This is a genomic window from Micromonospora humida, from assembly GCF_016901255.1.
GTDB classification, from domain to species: domain Bacteria; phylum Actinomycetota; class Actinomycetes; order Mycobacteriales; family Micromonosporaceae; genus Micromonospora; species Micromonospora wenchangensis.
The window spans coordinates 113,941-129,898 of the sequence record NZ_JAFEUC010000010.1; the positions used below are offsets into that span (position 1 = coordinate 113,941).

Genomic DNA, 15,958 nt, shown 5'->3' on the forward strand with positions numbered 1-15,958 from the left:
GCCCCGGCGGCCCGGCCGCCGGGCGACGCCACCTTCGGAGGTGACCCGCCCGTGCCCACCACCCGACGGCCACCCGCGTTGCGCAGGACGCTGCTGGGCGTCACCGGCCTGGCCGCCTTCCTCGTCGGCTGGCAGGCGATCCCGACGCTGGGCCTGATCGACCCGCAGTACCTGCCGTACGTGACGGACGTGCTGGCCCAGCTCGGCGAACAGCTCGTCGACCTGGCGTTCTGGCGGCGGCTCGGCAGCACCATGACCTCCTGGGCGATCGGGCTGACCGTGGCGACCCTCGCCGCCGTCGCCCTCGGCACCCTCGTCGGCCTGGTGCCCTTCCTACGCCGGAGCACCCACACGATGGTCGAGTTCCTGCGTCCCATCCCGTCGGTCGCGCTCATCCCGCTCGCCGTGCTGATGTTCGGCATCCAGCGGCAGGCCGCCCTGGTCATCATCGTCTACGCGTCGTTCTGGCAGGTGTTCATGCAGGTGATCTACGGGGTCGCCGACGTCGACGCGGTGGCCCGGGACACCGCGCGCAGCTTCGGCCTGCGCCGCCGCGAGCAGTGGACGCACCTCGTCCTGCCGACCACCCTGCCGTACCTGATGACGGGTCTACGGCTGGCGGCGGCGGTGGCGCTCATCCTGGCCATCACCGCCGAGATGGTGATCGGCAACCCGGGGCTCGGCCGCATGATCGAGCTGTCCCGCTCCGGCGGCGACGCGGTCGGCCTGTACGCCCTCGTCGTGGTCACCGGCCTGCTCGGGCTGGCGGTGAACCTCGTCTTCCGGTTCGTCGAACGGCGGACGCTGTCCTGGCACGAGTCCGTCCGTGGGGAGCGGGCGCTGTGACCGCGTACCCGGGCCGGGTCGTCGCCGCGCCACGCCGCCGGGCCGGTACGCGGGCCGTGGCGGGCCTGCTGCACGTGCTCGGGCTGCCGATGCTGCTGCTGGTGCTCTGGGGCCTGGTGGCGACCAGGGCGACGAACCGGTTCTTCCCCGACCCGGTGACGATCACCGACGCCTTCGTCGACACCTGGATCGGGCCCGCGTTCGTGCAGGACGTGCTGCCGAGCCTCTACCGCCTCGGCCTCGGGGTCGCCGCATCGATCGTGCTCGGCGTCGCCGCCGGCACCGTCATCGGCCTGACCCCGTGGTTGCGCGAACTGCTCGAACCGCTGCTGGAGTTCCTCCGGGCCGTCCCGCCACCCGTGCTGATCCCGGTGGCGATGCTCCTGCTCGGCATCACCGACACCATGAAGGTCGTGGTGATCGTCTCCGGCGCGGTCTGGCCGATCCTGCTCAACACCGTCGAGGGGGTCCGGGGCACCGACAGCGTGCTGACGCAGACCGCACGGTCGTTCCGGGTCACCCGGTGGGAGCGGCTGTGGTTCCTGGTGCTCCCCGCCGCCAGCCCCCGGATCATGGCCGGGGTCCGGCAGGCCCTCTCGGTCGCGCTCATCCTGATGGTCATCTCCGAGATGTTCGCCTCGTCGGCCGGGCTGGGTTACCGGATCGCCTACTTCCAACGCAACTACCTCGTCGCCGAGATGTGGAGCGGCATCCTGCTGCTCGGCGGGGTCGGCGTGCTGCTCGCCGTCGTCTTCGGGGTCGTCGAACGGCGCGTGCTGCGCTGGTACCACGGAATCAGGGAGGTCAACCGTGTCTGACCGGGGCACCCTGCTGCGGGTGACGCAGCTCAACAAGGTCTACCGGGCCCGCACCGGCGACGTCGAGGCGATCGGGGACCTCAGCTTCACGATGGACGCCGGCGAACTCGTCTGCATCGTCGGGCCGTCCGGGTGCGGTAAGACCACCCTGCTGAAGTGCCTCGCCGGCCTGCTGCGCCCGACCGGCGGCACCGTCGAGATGCACGGCGCACCGGTGACCGGCCCCAGCCCCGCGATGGCCGTGGTGTTCCAGGAGTACGGCCGCAGCCTCTACCCGTGGCTGACCGTACGCGGCAACGTCGAGCTGCCGCTGCGGCACAAGCGGCTGTCCCGCGCGCAGCGGCACACCCTGGTCGCCGACGCGCTCGACGCGGTGGGCCTGGCGCACGCCGCCCGCAGCCACCCGTGGCAGCTCTCCGGCGGGATGCAGCAGCGGGTGGCGATCGCGCGGGCCGTCGCGTACCAGCCGGAGGTCCTGATCATGGACGAGCCGTTCGCGGCGGTGGACGCGCAGACCCGGGCCGACCTGGAGGACCTGGTGCGGGAGCTGCACGCCCGACGCGGGATATCGGTCCTGTTCGTCACCCACGACATCGACGAGTCGGTCTACCTGGGGCAGCGGGTGCTGGTGCTGTCCCACGCGCCCACCCGGGTACGCGAGGATCTGGTGATCGACCTGCCGGCCGACCGCGACCAGATCACCACCCGCGCCCTGCCCCGGTTCACCGAACTGCGCACGCACGTCTACGGCGAGATCCAGCGGGCCAGACGCGGGCAGAATGTGGCCCCGCGACCCGCGCCGTGAGCGCGCCGGGCGTCGGAGGCGTCGGAGGGGATGACTGTGGCTAGGCGACAGCCCAAGCAGCTGGTGCTCGCCTTCTTCGGCGAACACGTCGTCGACGGCGACACCGGGCCGATCCGGGCCAGCGTCCTGATCACCGTGCTGGAGGGGGCGGGGGTCGCCGCGCCGGCGACCCGGGCCACCCTCGACCGGCTGGTGCGCAGCGGCGTCCTCGCCCGGGGGCGCAGTGGTCGGGAGACGCTGTTCTCGCTGACCGAGCACGGGGCGGCGGTGCTGCGGGAGGCGACGTACCGGGTGCGCGGGCCCCGGCCGTTCGACCCGCAGGGCAGCGGTTGGACCCTCGTCACCTTCTCGATCCCGGAGGAGCAGCGGACGCTGCGGCACCGGCTGCGCTCCACGCTCACCTGGGAGGGTTTCGCGCCGATCCGCGACGGGCTGTGGCTGGCCCCCGGCGAGGTCGACCTCGCCGGGTCGTTGGAGCCGCTGCGCCAGGATCTCGCCCCGCACCCCGTGGTCGCCTTCCACGCCCGCGAACTCGCCGGCTTCCCGATCGGCGACAGCGTCCGCGCCGCCTGGGACATCGAGGCGATCCGGCGCGAGCACCTGGCGTTCATCGACAGGTGGGCCGACCCGGCCGCGACCACGGCGACGGCGGGCGCGTTGACCCTGCGCACGATGCTGGTGGCGGACTGGCTGGCGCTGCTGCGGGCCGACCCGAGACTGCCTGCCGAGTTCATGGACGCGCAGTGGCCGGCCGCCCGGTCGGCACAGACCTACCGCCTGGCGCACCGGGCGCTGGCCGAGGCGTCCGCGGCGGAGTTCGCCGCCCTGGTCACCCAGCGGCCCACGGTCAGCCGGCGAACCGCGCCCGCAACTCGGCCTTCCTGACCTTCCCCGACGCGGTCCGCGGTAACTCGTCCACGATGACCACGTTCTTCGGCAGCTTGTAGCGGGCGACCCTACCGTCGAGGTGGGCCCGGACGGTACCGGTGTCCACCGAGGCCCCCGCCCGGACGGTCAGCACCGCCCACGGCACCTCCCCCCACCGGTCGTCCGGCACCCCGATCACGGCCGCCGACACCACCCCGTCGATCTCGCCGAGCAGCAGTTCGAGTTCGGCCGGGTAGATGTTCTCGCCACCCGAGATGATCATGTCCTTGAGCCGGCCGGAGACGTAGAGGTAGCCGTCGTCGTCGAGGCGGCCCAGGTCGCCGGAGCGGAACCAGCCGTCGGCGGTGAACGCTTCGGCGGTCGCCTCCGGCAGGCCGTGGTAGCCGGGGAAGACGTTGGGCCCGGCCACCTCGATCTGACCCACCGCACCGGCGGGCAGCACCGCACCGGTCGGGTCGGTGATCCGGACGTCGGTGAAGAAGTGCGGCAGGCCGACGCTGCCCTGCTTGGCCCGGGTCATCGCCGGCGGCAGCGCGGTCGCGCCCGGCGACGCCTCGGTCATCCCGTACCCCTGGGAGAACGACAGGCCGCGCGCCTCGTACGCGTCGAGGATGCGGGTCGGCACGGCGGACCCGCCGCAGGTGAGCTTCGTCAGCGTGGACAGGTCGGTCGAGGCCCAGTCGGGGTGGTCGGCCAGCAGTTGGTAGGTGGTCGGCACGCCGCTGAGCATGGTCACCCGGTGCCTGGCGATCTGCGCGAGCGCCCGGCCCGGTTCGAAACCCCGCTCGATGACCATCGTGGCCCCCTTGAGGATGACGGGCAGCGCGCCCATCCCCAGCGAGGCGACGTGGAACAGCGGCGAGATCATCAGCGCCACGTCGGTGGAGACCACGTCGTAGTCGACCACGCAGTTGAGCGCCACCCAGGTCAGGTTGCCGTGGGTGAGCACCGCGCCCTTGGCCCGGCCGGTGGTGCCCGAGGTGTAGACGATCGCCGCCGGGTCGGCGGGGCCGGGGTCGGCGTGCCCGGCCCGTGCCGGGTCGGCGTCGCGGGTCAGCGTCGCCAGGCCCGGCCGGTCCGGGGTGCCCTCGCCGGTGACCAGCACCCGTGGGGGCCGGGTGGTCGGCAGGGCGGCGGTCACCGGCACCGCGAAGTCCGGGTCGTGGATCAGCACCCGGGCCGCGCAGTCGGTCAGCACGTGGCCGATCTCGGGGGGCGCGAGCCGGGTGTTGACCGGCACGAACACGGCACCGAGCCGCACCGTCCCGAACATCACCTGGAGGAACTCCGGGCTGTTCTCGCCGAGGTAGGCGACGGTGTCGCCGGTGCCGACGCCGTACTCCCGCAGCACCGCCGCGACCCGGTCCACGGCGTCGGCGAACTGCGCGTAGGTGACGGTCGCGCCCGCGCCGTGCACGAGGGCGACCCGGTCCGGGGATCTGAGCCGACGCCGGGCCACCCAGGCGCCGATTCCGTGCTGGTGCATCAGCAGTCTCCTGGTGGTGGAGGTGGGATGATGACCTGGCCGGACGCCCGGGGCCTCAGGCGTGGAAGCGGTACAGCCCCCGGGCGACCACCGCCGGCTTGGTGCCGCCCTCGATCTCGATGGTCTGGTCGACGGTGAGCTGGTAGCCGCCCCGCACCTCGGTCACCTCGACGACGGTGGCCCTCATCCGCACCCGCGCGCCGACCACGACCGGGGCGGGGAAGCGCACCCGGTCGAGGCCGTAGTTCACCTTGGTCGACACGCCCTTGACCTCCAGCAGCTCGGTCCAGAACGGCACCGCCAGCGACAGGGTGAGGAAGCCGTGGGCGATCGGCGCGCCGAACGGGCCGCCCGCCGCCCGCTGCGGGTCGACGTGGATCCACTGGTGGTCGTCGGTGGCGTCGGCGAACAGGTTCACCTGGTCCTGGGTGACCGTCCGGTAGCCGGTGTGCCCCAGGTCCGTGCCGGCGAGGTCGGCGAGCTGGTCGTAGGTGATGGTCGTCGTCATGGCGACTCCTCTCGTACGGGTGGGGCGAGGCCCAGCAGCCGGGCCGCGTTGTCCTTGAGGATGCCCGGGAGCACGTCGGGCTTGAGGTCGGTGGCCGCCACGTCCCGCAGCCACCGGTCGGGGGTCAGCAGCGGGTAGTCGGTGCCGAACAGCACCCGGTGCCTCAGCACCGAGTTGGCGTGGCGCACCAGCGCGGCCGGGAAGTACTTCGGGCTCCAGCCGGACAGGTCGATCCAGGTGTTGGGTTTGTGGGTGGCCACCGACAGCGCCTCGTCCTGCCAGGGCACCGACGGGTGGGCCATGACGATCTGCAGGTCGGGGAAGTCGGCGGCGACCGGGTCGAGCAGCATCGGGTTGGACAGCCCGAGCCGCAGACCGTACCCGCCGGGCAGGCCCGCGCCGATGCCGGTCTGTCCGGTGTGGAAGATCGCCGGGAGGCCGGCCCGTTCGATCAGGGCCCACAGCGGGGCGTACGCCTCGTGGCCGGGGTCGAAGCCCTGCACGGTGGGGTGGAACTTGAACCCGCGTACCCCCTCCTGCTCGATCAGCCGGGTGGCGAGGTCGAGGGCCGCCGCGCCGGTGCGCGGGTCGACCGACCCGAAGGGGATCAGCACGTCGGCGTGCTCGGCGGCGGCGCGGGCGATCTCGGCGCTGGACAGCGGCGGGTGCCGCAGCTGGGTGCCCGCGTCGACGGTGAAGACGACGGCGGCCATCTGCCGCTCGCGGTAGTACCGGGCCACCGCGTCGACGGCGGGGCGGGGCCCGTCGGTGCGGAAGTACTTCGACACGGCGGCCACCAGAGGTTCGGGCAGCGAGGCGTGGCCGTGGTCGTCGACCTCGATGTGCACGTGCATGTCGATCGCGGTGACGGCGTCGAGGTCGATCGCGGGTCGGTACACGGGCGGCAGCCTCCGTCGGGCGGGTCCGGTCCGGCGGGGCGGGCGGACGGTCTCGTCGGTCCAGTGACGGTCGGCCGGGTCAGGGGCTCGCCGGCTGGAACTGGGCGGGCAGTTCGGGGAAGCGTTCGCCGACGCTCTGCGCGGCCCCGTCGAACGTCGTCGGCCAGGCCTCCACCAGCGCGTCGTAGGTCCAGCCGCCCTCGCGGTAGGCGGTCAGCGCCGCCTCCGGGTGGGTCCAGATCTGCAGGCGGTCGCCGCCGACGCCGATCACCTGTCCGGTGACCTTGGCCGCCGCGTCGGAGGCGAGGAAGGCGACCAGGCCGGCCACGTCGTCGACGGTGCCGAAGCCGAGGTCGTGCCGGAAGAACGCGGGCATCGGCTCACCGTCGGCCTCGGCGCGTACGGCGGCGGCGAAGTAGGGGACGGTGGCGGTCATCGCGGTCGCGGCGACCGGGACGACGGTGTTGGCGGTGATGCCCGCCCGCTTCAGCTCCAGCGCCCAGGTGCGGACCATGCCGACGATGCCCGCCTTGGCCGCCGCGTAGTTGGTCTGGCCGAAGGTGCCCCGCTGGCCGGTGGGCGAGCCGATGCAGATGATCCGGCCGCCCTCGCCGGCCTGCCGCATGTGCCGTACCGCCTCGCGCACGGTGGTGAAGGTGCCGCGCAGGTGCACGGTGACGACGGTGTCGAAGTCGTCGTCGCTCATCTTCCACAGCACGGTGTCGCGCAGGACTCCGGCGTTGGTGACCAGGGCGTCGAGCCGACCGAACGTGGCCAGGGCGGTGTCGACCAGTTCCTGGGCGGTCCCGGTCGGGCCCACCGGCGCGGTCACCCCGACGGCCCGCCCGCCGGACGCCTCGATCGTGGCCACCGCCTCGGCCGTGACGTCGGCGTCGATGTCGTTGACCACGACGTGGGCGCCCCGCCGCGCCAACTCCTGGGCGTAGGCCAGGCCGAGGCCGCGCCCGGAGCCGGTGACGATGGCGACTTTGCCGTCCAGTGACATGGGCACTCCCTTCCGTCGATGCGATCTGAGCACGGACCGTTGAGAATGTCAATTATTCAGGAAGCTTGCTACCATCGTCGCCATGCCCGCCGAACGGACCCGGTCGACCGGCAGCGACCGGCTGCGGGACAGCGCGCTCGCCGGTGACCTGAGCTTCCTGCTGGCCCGCGCCAACGCGCTCGCCCTCGCCGCGGCGAACGCCGCCCTGTCCACCCACGGCCTGAAGGCCCGCTCCTACTCGGTGCTCGCGCTGGCCGCCGACGACGTCCGCCCGACCCAGCGCGAACTCGCCGAGTTCCTGCGGCTCGACCCGAGCCAGGTCGTCGCCCTCGTCGACGGGCTGGAACAGCGTCACCTCGTCGAGCGGCACGCCGACCCCGCCGACCGGCGGGCTAACGTCCTCGTCGCCACCGACGCCGGCCGGGACCTGTTCGCCCGCGCCCGCGACGCCGTCCGCGCCGTGGGGATCGACTCGCTGTCCGTCGTGCCGGCGCAGGACCAGGCCCGGCTGGCCCGGCTGCTGCGGCTGCTGGCCTTCCCCGACTGATCCCCTCACCGGGGCGTGCTGCCCATGGCCCGGGACAGCACCCGGCCCGCCGCCTGCACCAGCGGGGCCAGCGCCACCGGGTCAGCCCGGTCGTGGGCGACCACCAGCGACAACGCCGCCACCACCCCCTCCGGGGCCCGGATCGGCGCGGCCACCGACAGGGCGTCCATGGTGACCTGCCGGTCGCTGACCGCGTACCCGACCCGGCGCACCTCGGCCAGCTGACGGCGCAACCGCCCCGGATCGGTGACGGTCAACGCGGTGTAGCGCTCCAGCGGCGCGGCCAGCACCCGTTCCTGCACCTCGGCCGGAGCGTGGGCGAGCAGCACCAGCCCGACCCCGGTGGCGTGCAGCGCGAACCGGCCGCCCACCCGGGTACGCACCGGCACCGCCTGCCGGCCGGCTATCCGTTCGATGAAGACCAGTTCGAGCCCCTGCCGGACGGCGAGCTGCACGTTCTCGTGCGTCACCTCGTACAGGTCCTCCATCACCGGCAGGGCCACCTCGCGCAATCCCAGTCCCCGGGGCGCGAGCGAACCCACCTCCCACAGCCGCAGGCCGATCCGGTACCGCCCGTCCCCGCCGCGCTCCAACGCACCCCAGGCCAGCAGTTCCGCCACCCGCCGGTGCACGGTGGACAGCGGCAGCCCGGCCCGGCGGGCCAGCTCACTGAGCGTCAGGGCCGGGCTGGCCGGGCTGAACGCGTCGAGCAGCGCCAGCACCCGGCTGGTCACCGTCCGACCCGGCTGCCCGCGCATCCCACCATCCTCCCCGCCCGCGCCGGCCGGTCACAGCTCCAGGACGAGCCGGGGGGTACGGGCCCGCGAGACACAGATCAGCATGGTGTCCCCGGCGGCGCGGTCCTGGTCGGACAGCAGGCTGTCGCGGTGCTCCGGCACCCCGGCCAGCACCGGGGTCTCGCAGGTGCCGCAGGTGCCCTCCCGGCAGGACGACAGGACCGGCACCCCGGCCTCCTCCACCGCCCGCAGGATCGGCACCCCCGGCGGCACGGTCACCGTCCGCCCGGACAGCGCGAGTTCCACCTCGATCGCCGTGTCCGGCCCGGCGGTGTCCTCCCGGGGGGCGAACCGCTCGACGTGCAGCCCGCCGGGCGGCCAGTCCCGGCAGTGTGCCTCCACCGCCCGCACCAGCGACTCCGGGCCGCAGCAGTAGACCAGGCCGTCGCCGGGGCCGGCCAGCAGCCCGGCCAGGTCGAGCAGCCCCGTCTCGTCCTGCGGGTACAGGCCGACCCGGTCGCCGTACCGGTCACGCAGCCCGGTGGCGTACGCCATCGCGGCGCGGGTGCGTCCGCCGTACGCCAGGTGCCAGTCCGCGCCCGCGGCGTCGGCGGCGGCGACCATCGCCACGATCGGGGTGATCCCGATGCCACCGGCGACGAAGCGGTACCGCCGGGCGGCGACCAGCGGGAACGTGTTGCGGGGGCCGTGCACCCGGACGGTGCCGCCGACGGTGAGCCGCTCGTGCGCAGCCCGGGAGCCGCCGCGCCCCGCCGCCTCCCGCTGCACCGCGATCCGCAGGACGGACCGGTCGGCGGGGTCACCACAGAGGGAGTACTGCCGCAGCAGACCGGGGCCCAGCTCCAGGTCGACGTGCGCGCCCGGCGCCCACCCGGGCAGCGCCGCGCCGTCGGGGCGGGCCAGGCCGAACTCGACGACCCCGGCGGCCACCGGCTCCCGGGCGACCACCACCAGGTCCGTTCCGGTCACGCCGGCACCGCCTGCCGGCCGGTCGGGTCGGCCGCCGGCACGCTCGGGACGTGGTGGCCGCGCGGATGGTCGAGCAGCCACTGCCACAACGCGACCGGCTCCTCGGCGAGCCGCTGCGCGCCGCAGTGGCAGATGCCGCGCAGGGTGTCGGTACCCGGCACCCAGTGGACCCGGTAGACCCGGCCGCCGTCGACCGCGGGGGTCACCGGGGCGCTCCCACCGTCCCCGACCCGACGAGCCGGGCCAGCAGCCGCCGGGCGGCCAGCCCACCGGTGTCGATGTTGATGCTCAGCTCCTGGTACCGCTCCGGTTCGGCGGCGATCACCCGCTCCAGGACGTTCAACGCCGCGACGTCCTGCATCACCACGGTGTGGTTGCTCTGGTGCAGGTACTCGCTGACCGACTCGTCGTCGACCGCGAAGTCCCGGGCCACCGCCCAGAAGTCGTACGTGCTGTGCGCGGTCGACGGGGTGATCGCGTAGACGATCTCGGCGTGGAAGGCGGCGCTGTCCTCGCCCTCGGCGGGTGGATAGACCCCCTGCGGGGCGATCCGGCTGTGCAGCAGGTAGAGGCAGGGCGGGTGGTACTCGATGTCCTGCCAGCGGGTGATCCGGCCCTGGATGCCGGTCGAGCGGGCGTAGAACGGCGGGCACTCGGCGTCGTCCATGTGCCGGCTGACGTGCACCACGCCCCGGTCCTCGTCCACCTCGGTGGTGATCGGGGTGTCCGCCACCTCGGGGGTGCCGATGTAGCCGCCGTGCAGGTAGGTCTCGTGGGACAGATCCATCAGGTTGTCCACCAGCAGGCCGTAGCGGGCCTCCAGCGGGGCCATGCCACGAACCACCGCGTACCGGGGGTCGGCCAGCCACGGCGCGCGGGGAATCGTGGCCGGGTCGGCCCGGTCCCGGTCACCGATCCACACCCAGACGAAGGAGTCCTGCTCCACCACCGGGTACGCCGCGACCCGCGCGGTACGCGGAATCCGCTGCTGCCCGGGGACGAAGACGCAGGTGCCGGTGGGGTCGTAGGTGAAGCCGTGGTAGCCGCAGACGACGGTGTCGCCGTCGAGGCGGCTCTGCGACAGCGGGAAACGCCGGTGCACGCACCGGTCGGCGAGCGCCACCGCCTCCCCCGCGCCGGTGCGGTACAGCACCAACGGCTCACCGAGCACGGTACGGGCGAGCAGGTCCCGGCCGACCTCGACGCCGTGGGCCGCCACGTACCACTGGTCCCGGGCGAACTCCATCCGCACGACCTCCTCGCGGGCTGACCATCGACGGAGACGAATCATCGCGTCCGGGGCCGCCGCCCGGGACCATGCCTTCCGTTGAGTGGAAGACGGGGTGGCGGCACCGCCGGCCGGGAACGCGTCGGGCGCCGTCCGAGCGGGGCATCGCGGCTGCGGACCGTGCGGCACGATGGTCGGGTGGACACGCAGGGCTACTCCTTCGACAACGCCAGCGCCCAGGCAACCGCCCACCACGACGCGCTGGCGGACCTGTTGGACGAACCGACCCGGGCCGCCCTCACCGAACTCGGCGAGCTGACCGGCCGGCGCTGCCTGGAGGTGGCCGCCGGGGCCGGCAGCATCGCCCACTGGCTGGCCGACCGGGCCGCCGAGGTGGTCGCCACGGACATCGCCCCGCAGCACATCCCGGCCCGGCCCGGCCTCGTCGTGCGCCGCGAGGACATCGTCACCGACCAACCGCCTGGCACCTTCGACCTGGTGCACGCCCGGCTGGTCCTGGGCCACCTGCCCCGTCGGGAGGAGGCGCTGCGGCGGATGGTCGCCGCGCTGCGGCCCGGTGGCGCGCTGCTCATCGGCGAGTTCGCCCACCCACCCGCCGACTTCGTCGCCGACGCGCCCGACGCGGCAACCGCCGACCTGCTGATCCGTTACCTGGCCGCCCACGTGGCGACGCTGACCGCCCGGGGACTGGACACGGGGTGGGCGCAGCGGGCCCCCGCCGTCTTCGCCGACGCGGGGCTGACCGACGTGCGGTCGCACACCACGGCACACCGGTGGCGGGGCGGCGGCCCGGGCTGCCGCCTGCTGCGGGCCGGCATTCCCCAGCTACGGGCCGCCCTGCTGGCCCACGGGGCGACCGACGCCGACCTCACCGCGACGATGGCCGCCCTCGACGACCCCCGGGTGGTCGTCAACGGCTTCCCCTTCGTGCAGATCAGCGGTCGCGCCCCGCACCGTCCGGCCTGACCCCGTCGTTGCGCCGCCGCCGACCCGGGCCGGTCAGGCCCGGACCCGGCGGGCCGAGCGGGGGGCGGGGCGGGTGGGCCGGCCCACCCGGGTGACGTGCAGCAGGCGCTGCGGCGCGACGTCGAGCAGCGCACCGAGCGCCGTCCGGGTGGTGGGGACGTCGATGAGCTGGCTCAGCGGGTGGGCGGCCAGGCCCGCCGTGTGCAGGGTCAGCCAGGCCCGCAGCAGCACCCGTCCGAACGCGACCTGGCCGGGGTGGTCGAGGTGGTCGGGGGCGATCAGGACCAGCACGGTGCCGCCCTGGGCGAGGGGGTCGCCAGCGGCGGCGGCGAGCAGTCGCGGCAGGCCGAGCGGGCGCAGCACCGGGTACCCGGCCAGCGCCGCGCGCAGGCCGACGGCGGCGGGGCGCGACAGGGCGAGGCACCTGTCGGTCAGTCCGTCGGCGTGGTAGCCCGGGTGTGCCGGGTCCAACCGCAGCCAGTGCCGCAGTTCCGCGACGACGGCCGGGTCGGCGTACTGCCGGCGGTCGGCGGTGCGTAGCAGCGTGCCGAGCCGGCCGGCGTCCGGCACGGCCCGTACGCTGCCGCCGGCCGGGCGGGCGACCGCGTCCAGCGCGGCGCGGGTGTCGGCGTCCACCGTCCCGGCGAGGGTGCCCCGGTGGGTCCGGCGCTCCCACACGTCGGTGGTGCAGAACGGCGTCGGGTAGCGGTCCGGGGCGGGCCGCAGCAACCCCACCCACCTGTGGTGTTCGTCGTGGTCGGCGACGTACTCCAGCCGCAGCCCGGCGTCGGCCGCGACGATCAGGCACGTTTCGACGAACGCGCCGAGGGACAGCCGCAGGTCCCGGCCGGTGGGGTCGCCGACGGGCAGGGTGTGGGCGGGGTCCCAGCCGATCCGGATCGCGTCGGGCTCGTAGCGCAGCCGCCACGGTTGGGTGTTGTGCGCGCTCGGGGCGCGCCAGCACCACGGTTCGAGGGCGCGGAACGCGTCGTGGTCCAGGTCCACTAGCGCTCCTTCGCGTAGAAGGTGTACCCGTGCAGCGGTCGACCGCCGAGGCGGCGGTACTGGGCGGCCGAGGCGACGTTGTCCCGCTCGACGTAGGTGCTGCGCAGTGTGGTGTAACCGCCGGTGTACAGGTTGCGGTGCAGGTGGGTGGAGAGCAGCCGCTGGTAGCCGCGCCCCTGGTACTGCGGGAGCACCCCCTTGACGATCAGCACCGCCTCCCGACGGTAGCGGCGGCGGGCGGCCAGCAACCGGGCCTGGTTGAGCAGGTGCAGGTCGCCCCGGACGGCGATCAGGAACTCGCTGATGTCGGGTACGCAGAGCACGAACGCGACCGGCTCGCCGTTACGGGTCAGGTAGAGCAGCAGCGACTCGTCCAGCAGGTACGCCAGCCCGTCGGTCTGCCGCCGTAGCTGCGCGGCGGAGATCGGCGTGTAGTAGCCGAGCTGGGCGAAGGAGGCGTTGAGCATCCCGCGCAGGAGGTCGAGCTGGTCGTCGAGGTGGCGGACGTCGCCCCGGTGCAGCGCGATCCGGGCGCCGTCCGGGTCGACGTGCACCGGCGGGAGGGGCTCCGGTGGGGCGGGCACGGGGCAGATCCAGGTGTCGGCCTCGAACCGGCGGACGAACCCGTACGCCTCGTAGGCGGTCGGGTACCACGGCGGATTCCAGGCGCTGTCGACGAAGCCCCGCTCGGCGTACCCGGAGGTGATCACGCCACCGGCCTGGTTGGGTAGCAGCGCCACCGGGCCGAACAGCAGGTCCCGGTCGGTGCCGGCGTGCGCGGCGATCGCGTCGAACAGCGGCTGCGCCGCCGGCTCGGTGAACTCGGTGAGCCCGAAGAGCTGGCACCGGCGGCCGAGCTTGGCGTCGAAGTCCGCGTCGGTGTGCAGGGTGGTCCGGCCGACGACCGTGCCGGCGGCGTCGCGCAGCAGGTACAGCGGCACGCCGTCGCGCCACCAGCGGCGGATCTGCTGGCGGGGGGTGGGCACGTGGCGGGGTTCGCCGGCGTAGAGCCGGTCGCCGAAGGCGAGGAACTGCCGCAGGCCGCGCCGGTCGGTGACCCGGGTGAACCGGTGCCGGGCGGGGCTCACCGGCGTACCGCCGGCCCGGTCGTCTCCGCGCCCAGCGGGGTGAAGGTGTCGATGTGCCCCATCTGGGGGCCCTCGGCCCGCCAGGTGCCGTTGGAGTAGCCGTCGGGGCTTGCGGTGTAGAGCCGGATGAAGCCGGCGGTGGCGTTGCGGGTGCCGTCGGTCAGCCAGACCATCAGCCGGCGGTGGTGCCGGGTGCGGGCGAAGCGCAGCATCGCGTCGCGGTCGGTGAAGAACGCGATGGTGCCCAGCGTCAGCGGGAACTGCCAGTAGACGGTGTGCCAGCAGTAGCCGTTCATCCGGCGCATGTCGCGCAGCATCCGGAACCAGGACGGGGCGAGCCGCAGCAGCACCAGCGGGTTGGTGTAGCGGGTGCCGCCGATGAACATGGCGCCGGCGCGGGCCTGCGCGGGGGCACGGGAGAAGTCACGGGTACGCATGGTCACCTCACCAGGTAGCTGTTCTTGATCTTCTGTTGCCCGGCGAACGGGCCGGTGCCGGGCTCGTGCAGCTCGACCCGCAGGTCGCCGGCGGTGGCGTCCTCCACCAGGGACTGGGCGAAGTCGCGGGAGACCGAGGTCAGGTGGCGGCGGACGCCGAGGCGGCACGCGTCGGCGAGCGCGGTGCGTTGCGGGGCGGCCAGCGGGCGGCGCAGTTCGAGGTGGATCACCGGCCGGCTCTCCAGCGTCGCGTCCTCGACCAGGGCAAGGCAGAACCGGCTGATCTCGGCGGCGTACGGGTTGCCGACGTAGAGGCCGTACTCGACGTCCTGCGGGTAGAGGTTCGCGCCGAGGTAGGAGATGGTGGAGTCGCTGCGGCCGAAGAGCAGCAGCAGCGGCAGCGTCATCCGCTCGGCCGCGAGCGCGGGACGCAGTTCGGCCCGGCGTACCGGGTCGGCGCAGACCAGCTCGACGGCCCGCTGGTACGACACGAGCTGCGCCTCGTCCCCGACGTTGTACCGCAGCCGGGGCTGGAGCACGTCCCCGGTGACCGTGCAGAGCAGTTCCCGTCGCTCGTTGGTCTCCAGGTAGGTGGCGAACGGGTTGTACTGGAACACCATCGGCAGCCGTTGCTCGTCCGTGCCGAGCAGGGCGTCGCGCAGCCCCCGGTCGGTCTGCAGGCGGCGGCGCAGCCACACCGTGAACCGGGTCTCCGCGCCGATGCCGATGCTCAGGTCCGACGCCCCGTACGCCGACCGGACGCGGGTGAAGCGTTGCTCCAGGTAGTCGCGTAGCGCCTCGGTCATCGCCTCCCCGCCGCAGCTGGCCGCGACGCGGTACCGCGACCAGGGGAAGCCCTCGGCGTCGAGCCGGTCGCGCAGGTGCTTGAGGAACGGCGGGTAGGCGGTCACCAGGTAGTCGAAGTCGGGGCCGAACTCCCGCAGGGTGTCGATGATCTTCCCGAGGTCGGGGCCGGTGTTCTTCACCACCGCGATCCGGGCCATCGCCGCGCCGGTGGTCGTCCCGGTCGCCCAGGCCCCCATCGAGTAGGCGTTGATGACGAACGGTCGGCGCATCGGGAAGACCAGTCCGGTGTAGCCGGCGATGTCCCGGTGCACGGCGTGCAGTTCGCGTTCGCCGCGCGGCCAGTTGAACGGCTGCCCGGCCGAGCCGGCGGACTCGTCGACGATGACCCCCCGGGTGGGCAGCCGGCCGTGCCGGCACCGGGCGGTGGCGTCGTGGGCCAGCACGTAGCTGCGCTTGTCGGTCTCGGGAAAGTCGGTGAGCCGGCGGCGCACGCCGGCCGGGCGGGCCTGCAGGAAGGCGCGGTAGGCGGGGACCTGCCGGGCGGCCCGCGCGCACACCGCGCGGGCGTGCGCGGCGGCCAGCGCGTCCAGTGCCGGGTGGTGCCGCCGGGCCGTCCAGCGCCAGCCGGCGGGGTGCCGGGCGGCGAGCCGGCCCAGCGCGGCCACCGCGCGGCCGAGGGCCCCCAGGCCGACCTGCCGGCCGTGCGCCACCACGGCCGGCAACGGCGATTCGACGGTACGCAGGGCGACGGGTCGGTGCGGTAGCTCGGCCATGCCGACCACTCTGTCCGGGCCGGCGCGCCGGGTCCTGAGGCCGGATGCGGTGGGTACCTGAGTATTCCTACTCGGTCGACCGCCCCGGCCCGCTCGTGCCGGG

18 protein-coding genes are annotated in these 15,958 nt (G+C 74.0%); 6 read left to right on the top strand and 12 right to left on the bottom strand.

Translation table 11 applies throughout. The annotated features are described in order from the left end of the window. The first annotated feature begins 51 nt into the window (after positions 1-51). The 4 genes from JQX11_RS20520 to JQX11_RS20535 are packed head-to-tail and all read left to right on the top strand — an operon-like array spanning position 52 to position 3,354. Entirely contained in the window at positions 52-846 is a 795-nt protein-coding gene (locus tag JQX11_RS20520) for an ABC transporter permease (protein WP_307826272.1), read from the top strand. Next, positions 843-1,664, top strand: coding sequence for an ABC transporter permease (locus JQX11_RS20525; RefSeq protein ID WP_307826273.1), 822 nt, complete (start codon positions 843-845; stop codon positions 1,662-1,664). The genes JQX11_RS20520 and JQX11_RS20525 overlap by 4 nt, the downstream gene beginning before the upstream one ends. Continuing rightward, entirely contained in the window at positions 1,657-2,469 is an 813-nt protein-coding gene (locus tag JQX11_RS20530) for an ABC transporter ATP-binding protein (RefSeq protein ID WP_204926584.1), read from the top strand. Before JQX11_RS20525 ends, JQX11_RS20530 begins: the two co-directional genes overlap by 8 nt. A gap of 30 nt (positions 2,470-2,499) precedes the next feature. Further along, the gene (locus JQX11_RS20535) at positions 2,500-3,354 is read left to right on the top strand and encodes a PaaX family transcriptional regulator (protein WP_204926585.1); all 855 of its coding nucleotides are present in this window, start codon (positions 2,500-2,502) and stop codon (positions 3,352-3,354) included. Here the strand turns inward: JQX11_RS20535 and JQX11_RS20540 are convergent. The 4 genes from JQX11_RS20540 to JQX11_RS20555 all read right to left on the bottom strand — a co-directional run bounded on the left by JQX11_RS20540 (position 3,317) and on the right by JQX11_RS20555 (position 7,256). Next, entirely contained in the window at positions 3,317-4,843 is a 1,527-nt protein-coding gene (locus JQX11_RS20540; protein ID WP_232378254.1) for an acyl-CoA synthetase, read from the bottom strand. The genes JQX11_RS20535 and JQX11_RS20540 overlap by 38 nt on opposite strands. A 55-nt stretch (positions 4,844-4,898) precedes the next feature. Then, positions 4,899-5,351, bottom strand: coding sequence for a MaoC family dehydratase (locus JQX11_RS20545; RefSeq protein ID WP_204926586.1), 453 nt, complete (start codon positions 5,349-5,351; stop codon positions 4,899-4,901). Then, positions 5,348-6,250, bottom strand: a complete 903-nt coding sequence (locus JQX11_RS20550; protein ID WP_307826274.1) for an amidohydrolase family protein — start codon at positions 6,248-6,250, stop codon at positions 5,348-5,350. Before JQX11_RS20550 ends, JQX11_RS20545 begins: the two co-directional genes overlap by 4 nt. A 79-nt stretch (positions 6,251-6,329) precedes the next feature. Continuing rightward, complete coding sequence (locus JQX11_RS20555; protein ID WP_204926587.1) at positions 6,330-7,256, bottom strand: SDR family oxidoreductase; 927 nt, start codon at positions 7,254-7,256, stop codon at positions 6,330-6,332. An 82-nt stretch (positions 7,257-7,338) separates the two neighbouring features. Here JQX11_RS20555 and JQX11_RS20560 point away from each other — a divergent pair, with 82 nt between their 5' ends. After that, positions 7,339-7,803: a MarR family winged helix-turn-helix transcriptional regulator gene (locus tag JQX11_RS20560; protein ID WP_204926588.1), complete on the top strand. Its 465-nt coding sequence runs from the start codon at positions 7,339-7,341 to the stop codon at positions 7,801-7,803. Positions 7,804-7,808: 5 nt separating this feature from the next. Here JQX11_RS20560 and JQX11_RS20565 read toward each other — a convergent pair whose 3' ends face one another. From JQX11_RS20565 to JQX11_RS20580, 4 genes are read right to left on the bottom strand one after another with little or no spacing between them, the layout of a single operon-like run. Continuing rightward, positions 7,809-8,561 (bottom strand): IclR family transcriptional regulator, encoded by a 753-nt coding sequence (locus tag JQX11_RS20565; RefSeq protein WP_204926589.1) that lies wholly within the window; start codon positions 8,559-8,561, stop codon positions 7,809-7,811. Between the two features lie 30 nt (positions 8,562-8,591). After that, positions 8,592-9,530, bottom strand: coding sequence for a PDR/VanB family oxidoreductase (locus JQX11_RS20570; RefSeq protein WP_204926590.1), 939 nt, complete (start codon positions 9,528-9,530; stop codon positions 8,592-8,594). Further along, positions 9,527-9,736, bottom strand: a complete 210-nt coding sequence (locus JQX11_RS20575) for a hypothetical protein (protein ID WP_204926591.1) — start codon at positions 9,734-9,736, stop codon at positions 9,527-9,529. Before JQX11_RS20575 ends, JQX11_RS20570 begins: the two co-directional genes overlap by 4 nt. After that, entirely contained in the window at positions 9,733-10,776 is a 1,044-nt protein-coding gene (locus JQX11_RS20580) for a Rieske 2Fe-2S domain-containing protein (RefSeq protein WP_204926592.1), read from the bottom strand. The genes JQX11_RS20575 and JQX11_RS20580 overlap by 4 nt, the downstream gene beginning before the upstream one ends. Before the next feature lie 180 nt (positions 10,777-10,956). On the opposite strand from JQX11_RS20580, the gene JQX11_RS20585 reads away from it, so the two are divergent. Further along, positions 10,957-11,745, top strand: a complete 789-nt coding sequence (locus tag JQX11_RS20585) for a class I SAM-dependent methyltransferase (RefSeq protein WP_204926593.1) — start codon at positions 10,957-10,959, stop codon at positions 11,743-11,745. A gap of 33 nt (positions 11,746-11,778) precedes the next feature. On the opposite strand, the gene JQX11_RS20590 is transcribed toward JQX11_RS20585, so the two are convergent. Genes JQX11_RS20590 through JQX11_RS20605 form a run of 4 tightly spaced genes read right to left on the bottom strand, consistent with a single transcriptional unit; the run spans position 11,779 to position 15,855 of the window. Then, positions 11,779-12,750 carry a nitroreductase family protein gene (locus JQX11_RS20590; RefSeq protein ID WP_307826275.1) on the bottom strand — a complete coding sequence of 324 codons (972 nt, stop codon included), beginning with the start codon at positions 12,748-12,750 and terminating at the stop codon, positions 11,779-11,781. After that, complete coding sequence (locus JQX11_RS20595) at positions 12,750-13,838, bottom strand: GNAT family N-acetyltransferase (protein WP_204926594.1); 1,089 nt, start codon at positions 13,836-13,838, stop codon at positions 12,750-12,752. Before JQX11_RS20595 ends, JQX11_RS20590 begins: the two co-directional genes overlap by 1 nt. Then, on the bottom strand, positions 13,835-14,275 hold the full coding sequence (locus tag JQX11_RS20600; protein WP_204926595.1) for a DUF4188 domain-containing protein: 441 nt from the start codon (positions 14,273-14,275) through the stop codon (positions 13,835-13,837). Before JQX11_RS20600 ends, JQX11_RS20595 begins: the two co-directional genes overlap by 4 nt. A 2-nt stretch (positions 14,276-14,277) precedes the next feature. Continuing rightward, positions 14,278-15,855, bottom strand: a complete 1,578-nt coding sequence (locus JQX11_RS20605) for a phenylacetate--CoA ligase family protein (RefSeq protein ID WP_204926596.1) — start codon at positions 15,853-15,855, stop codon at positions 14,278-14,280. Positions 15,856-15,958: the final 103 nt, after the last annotated feature.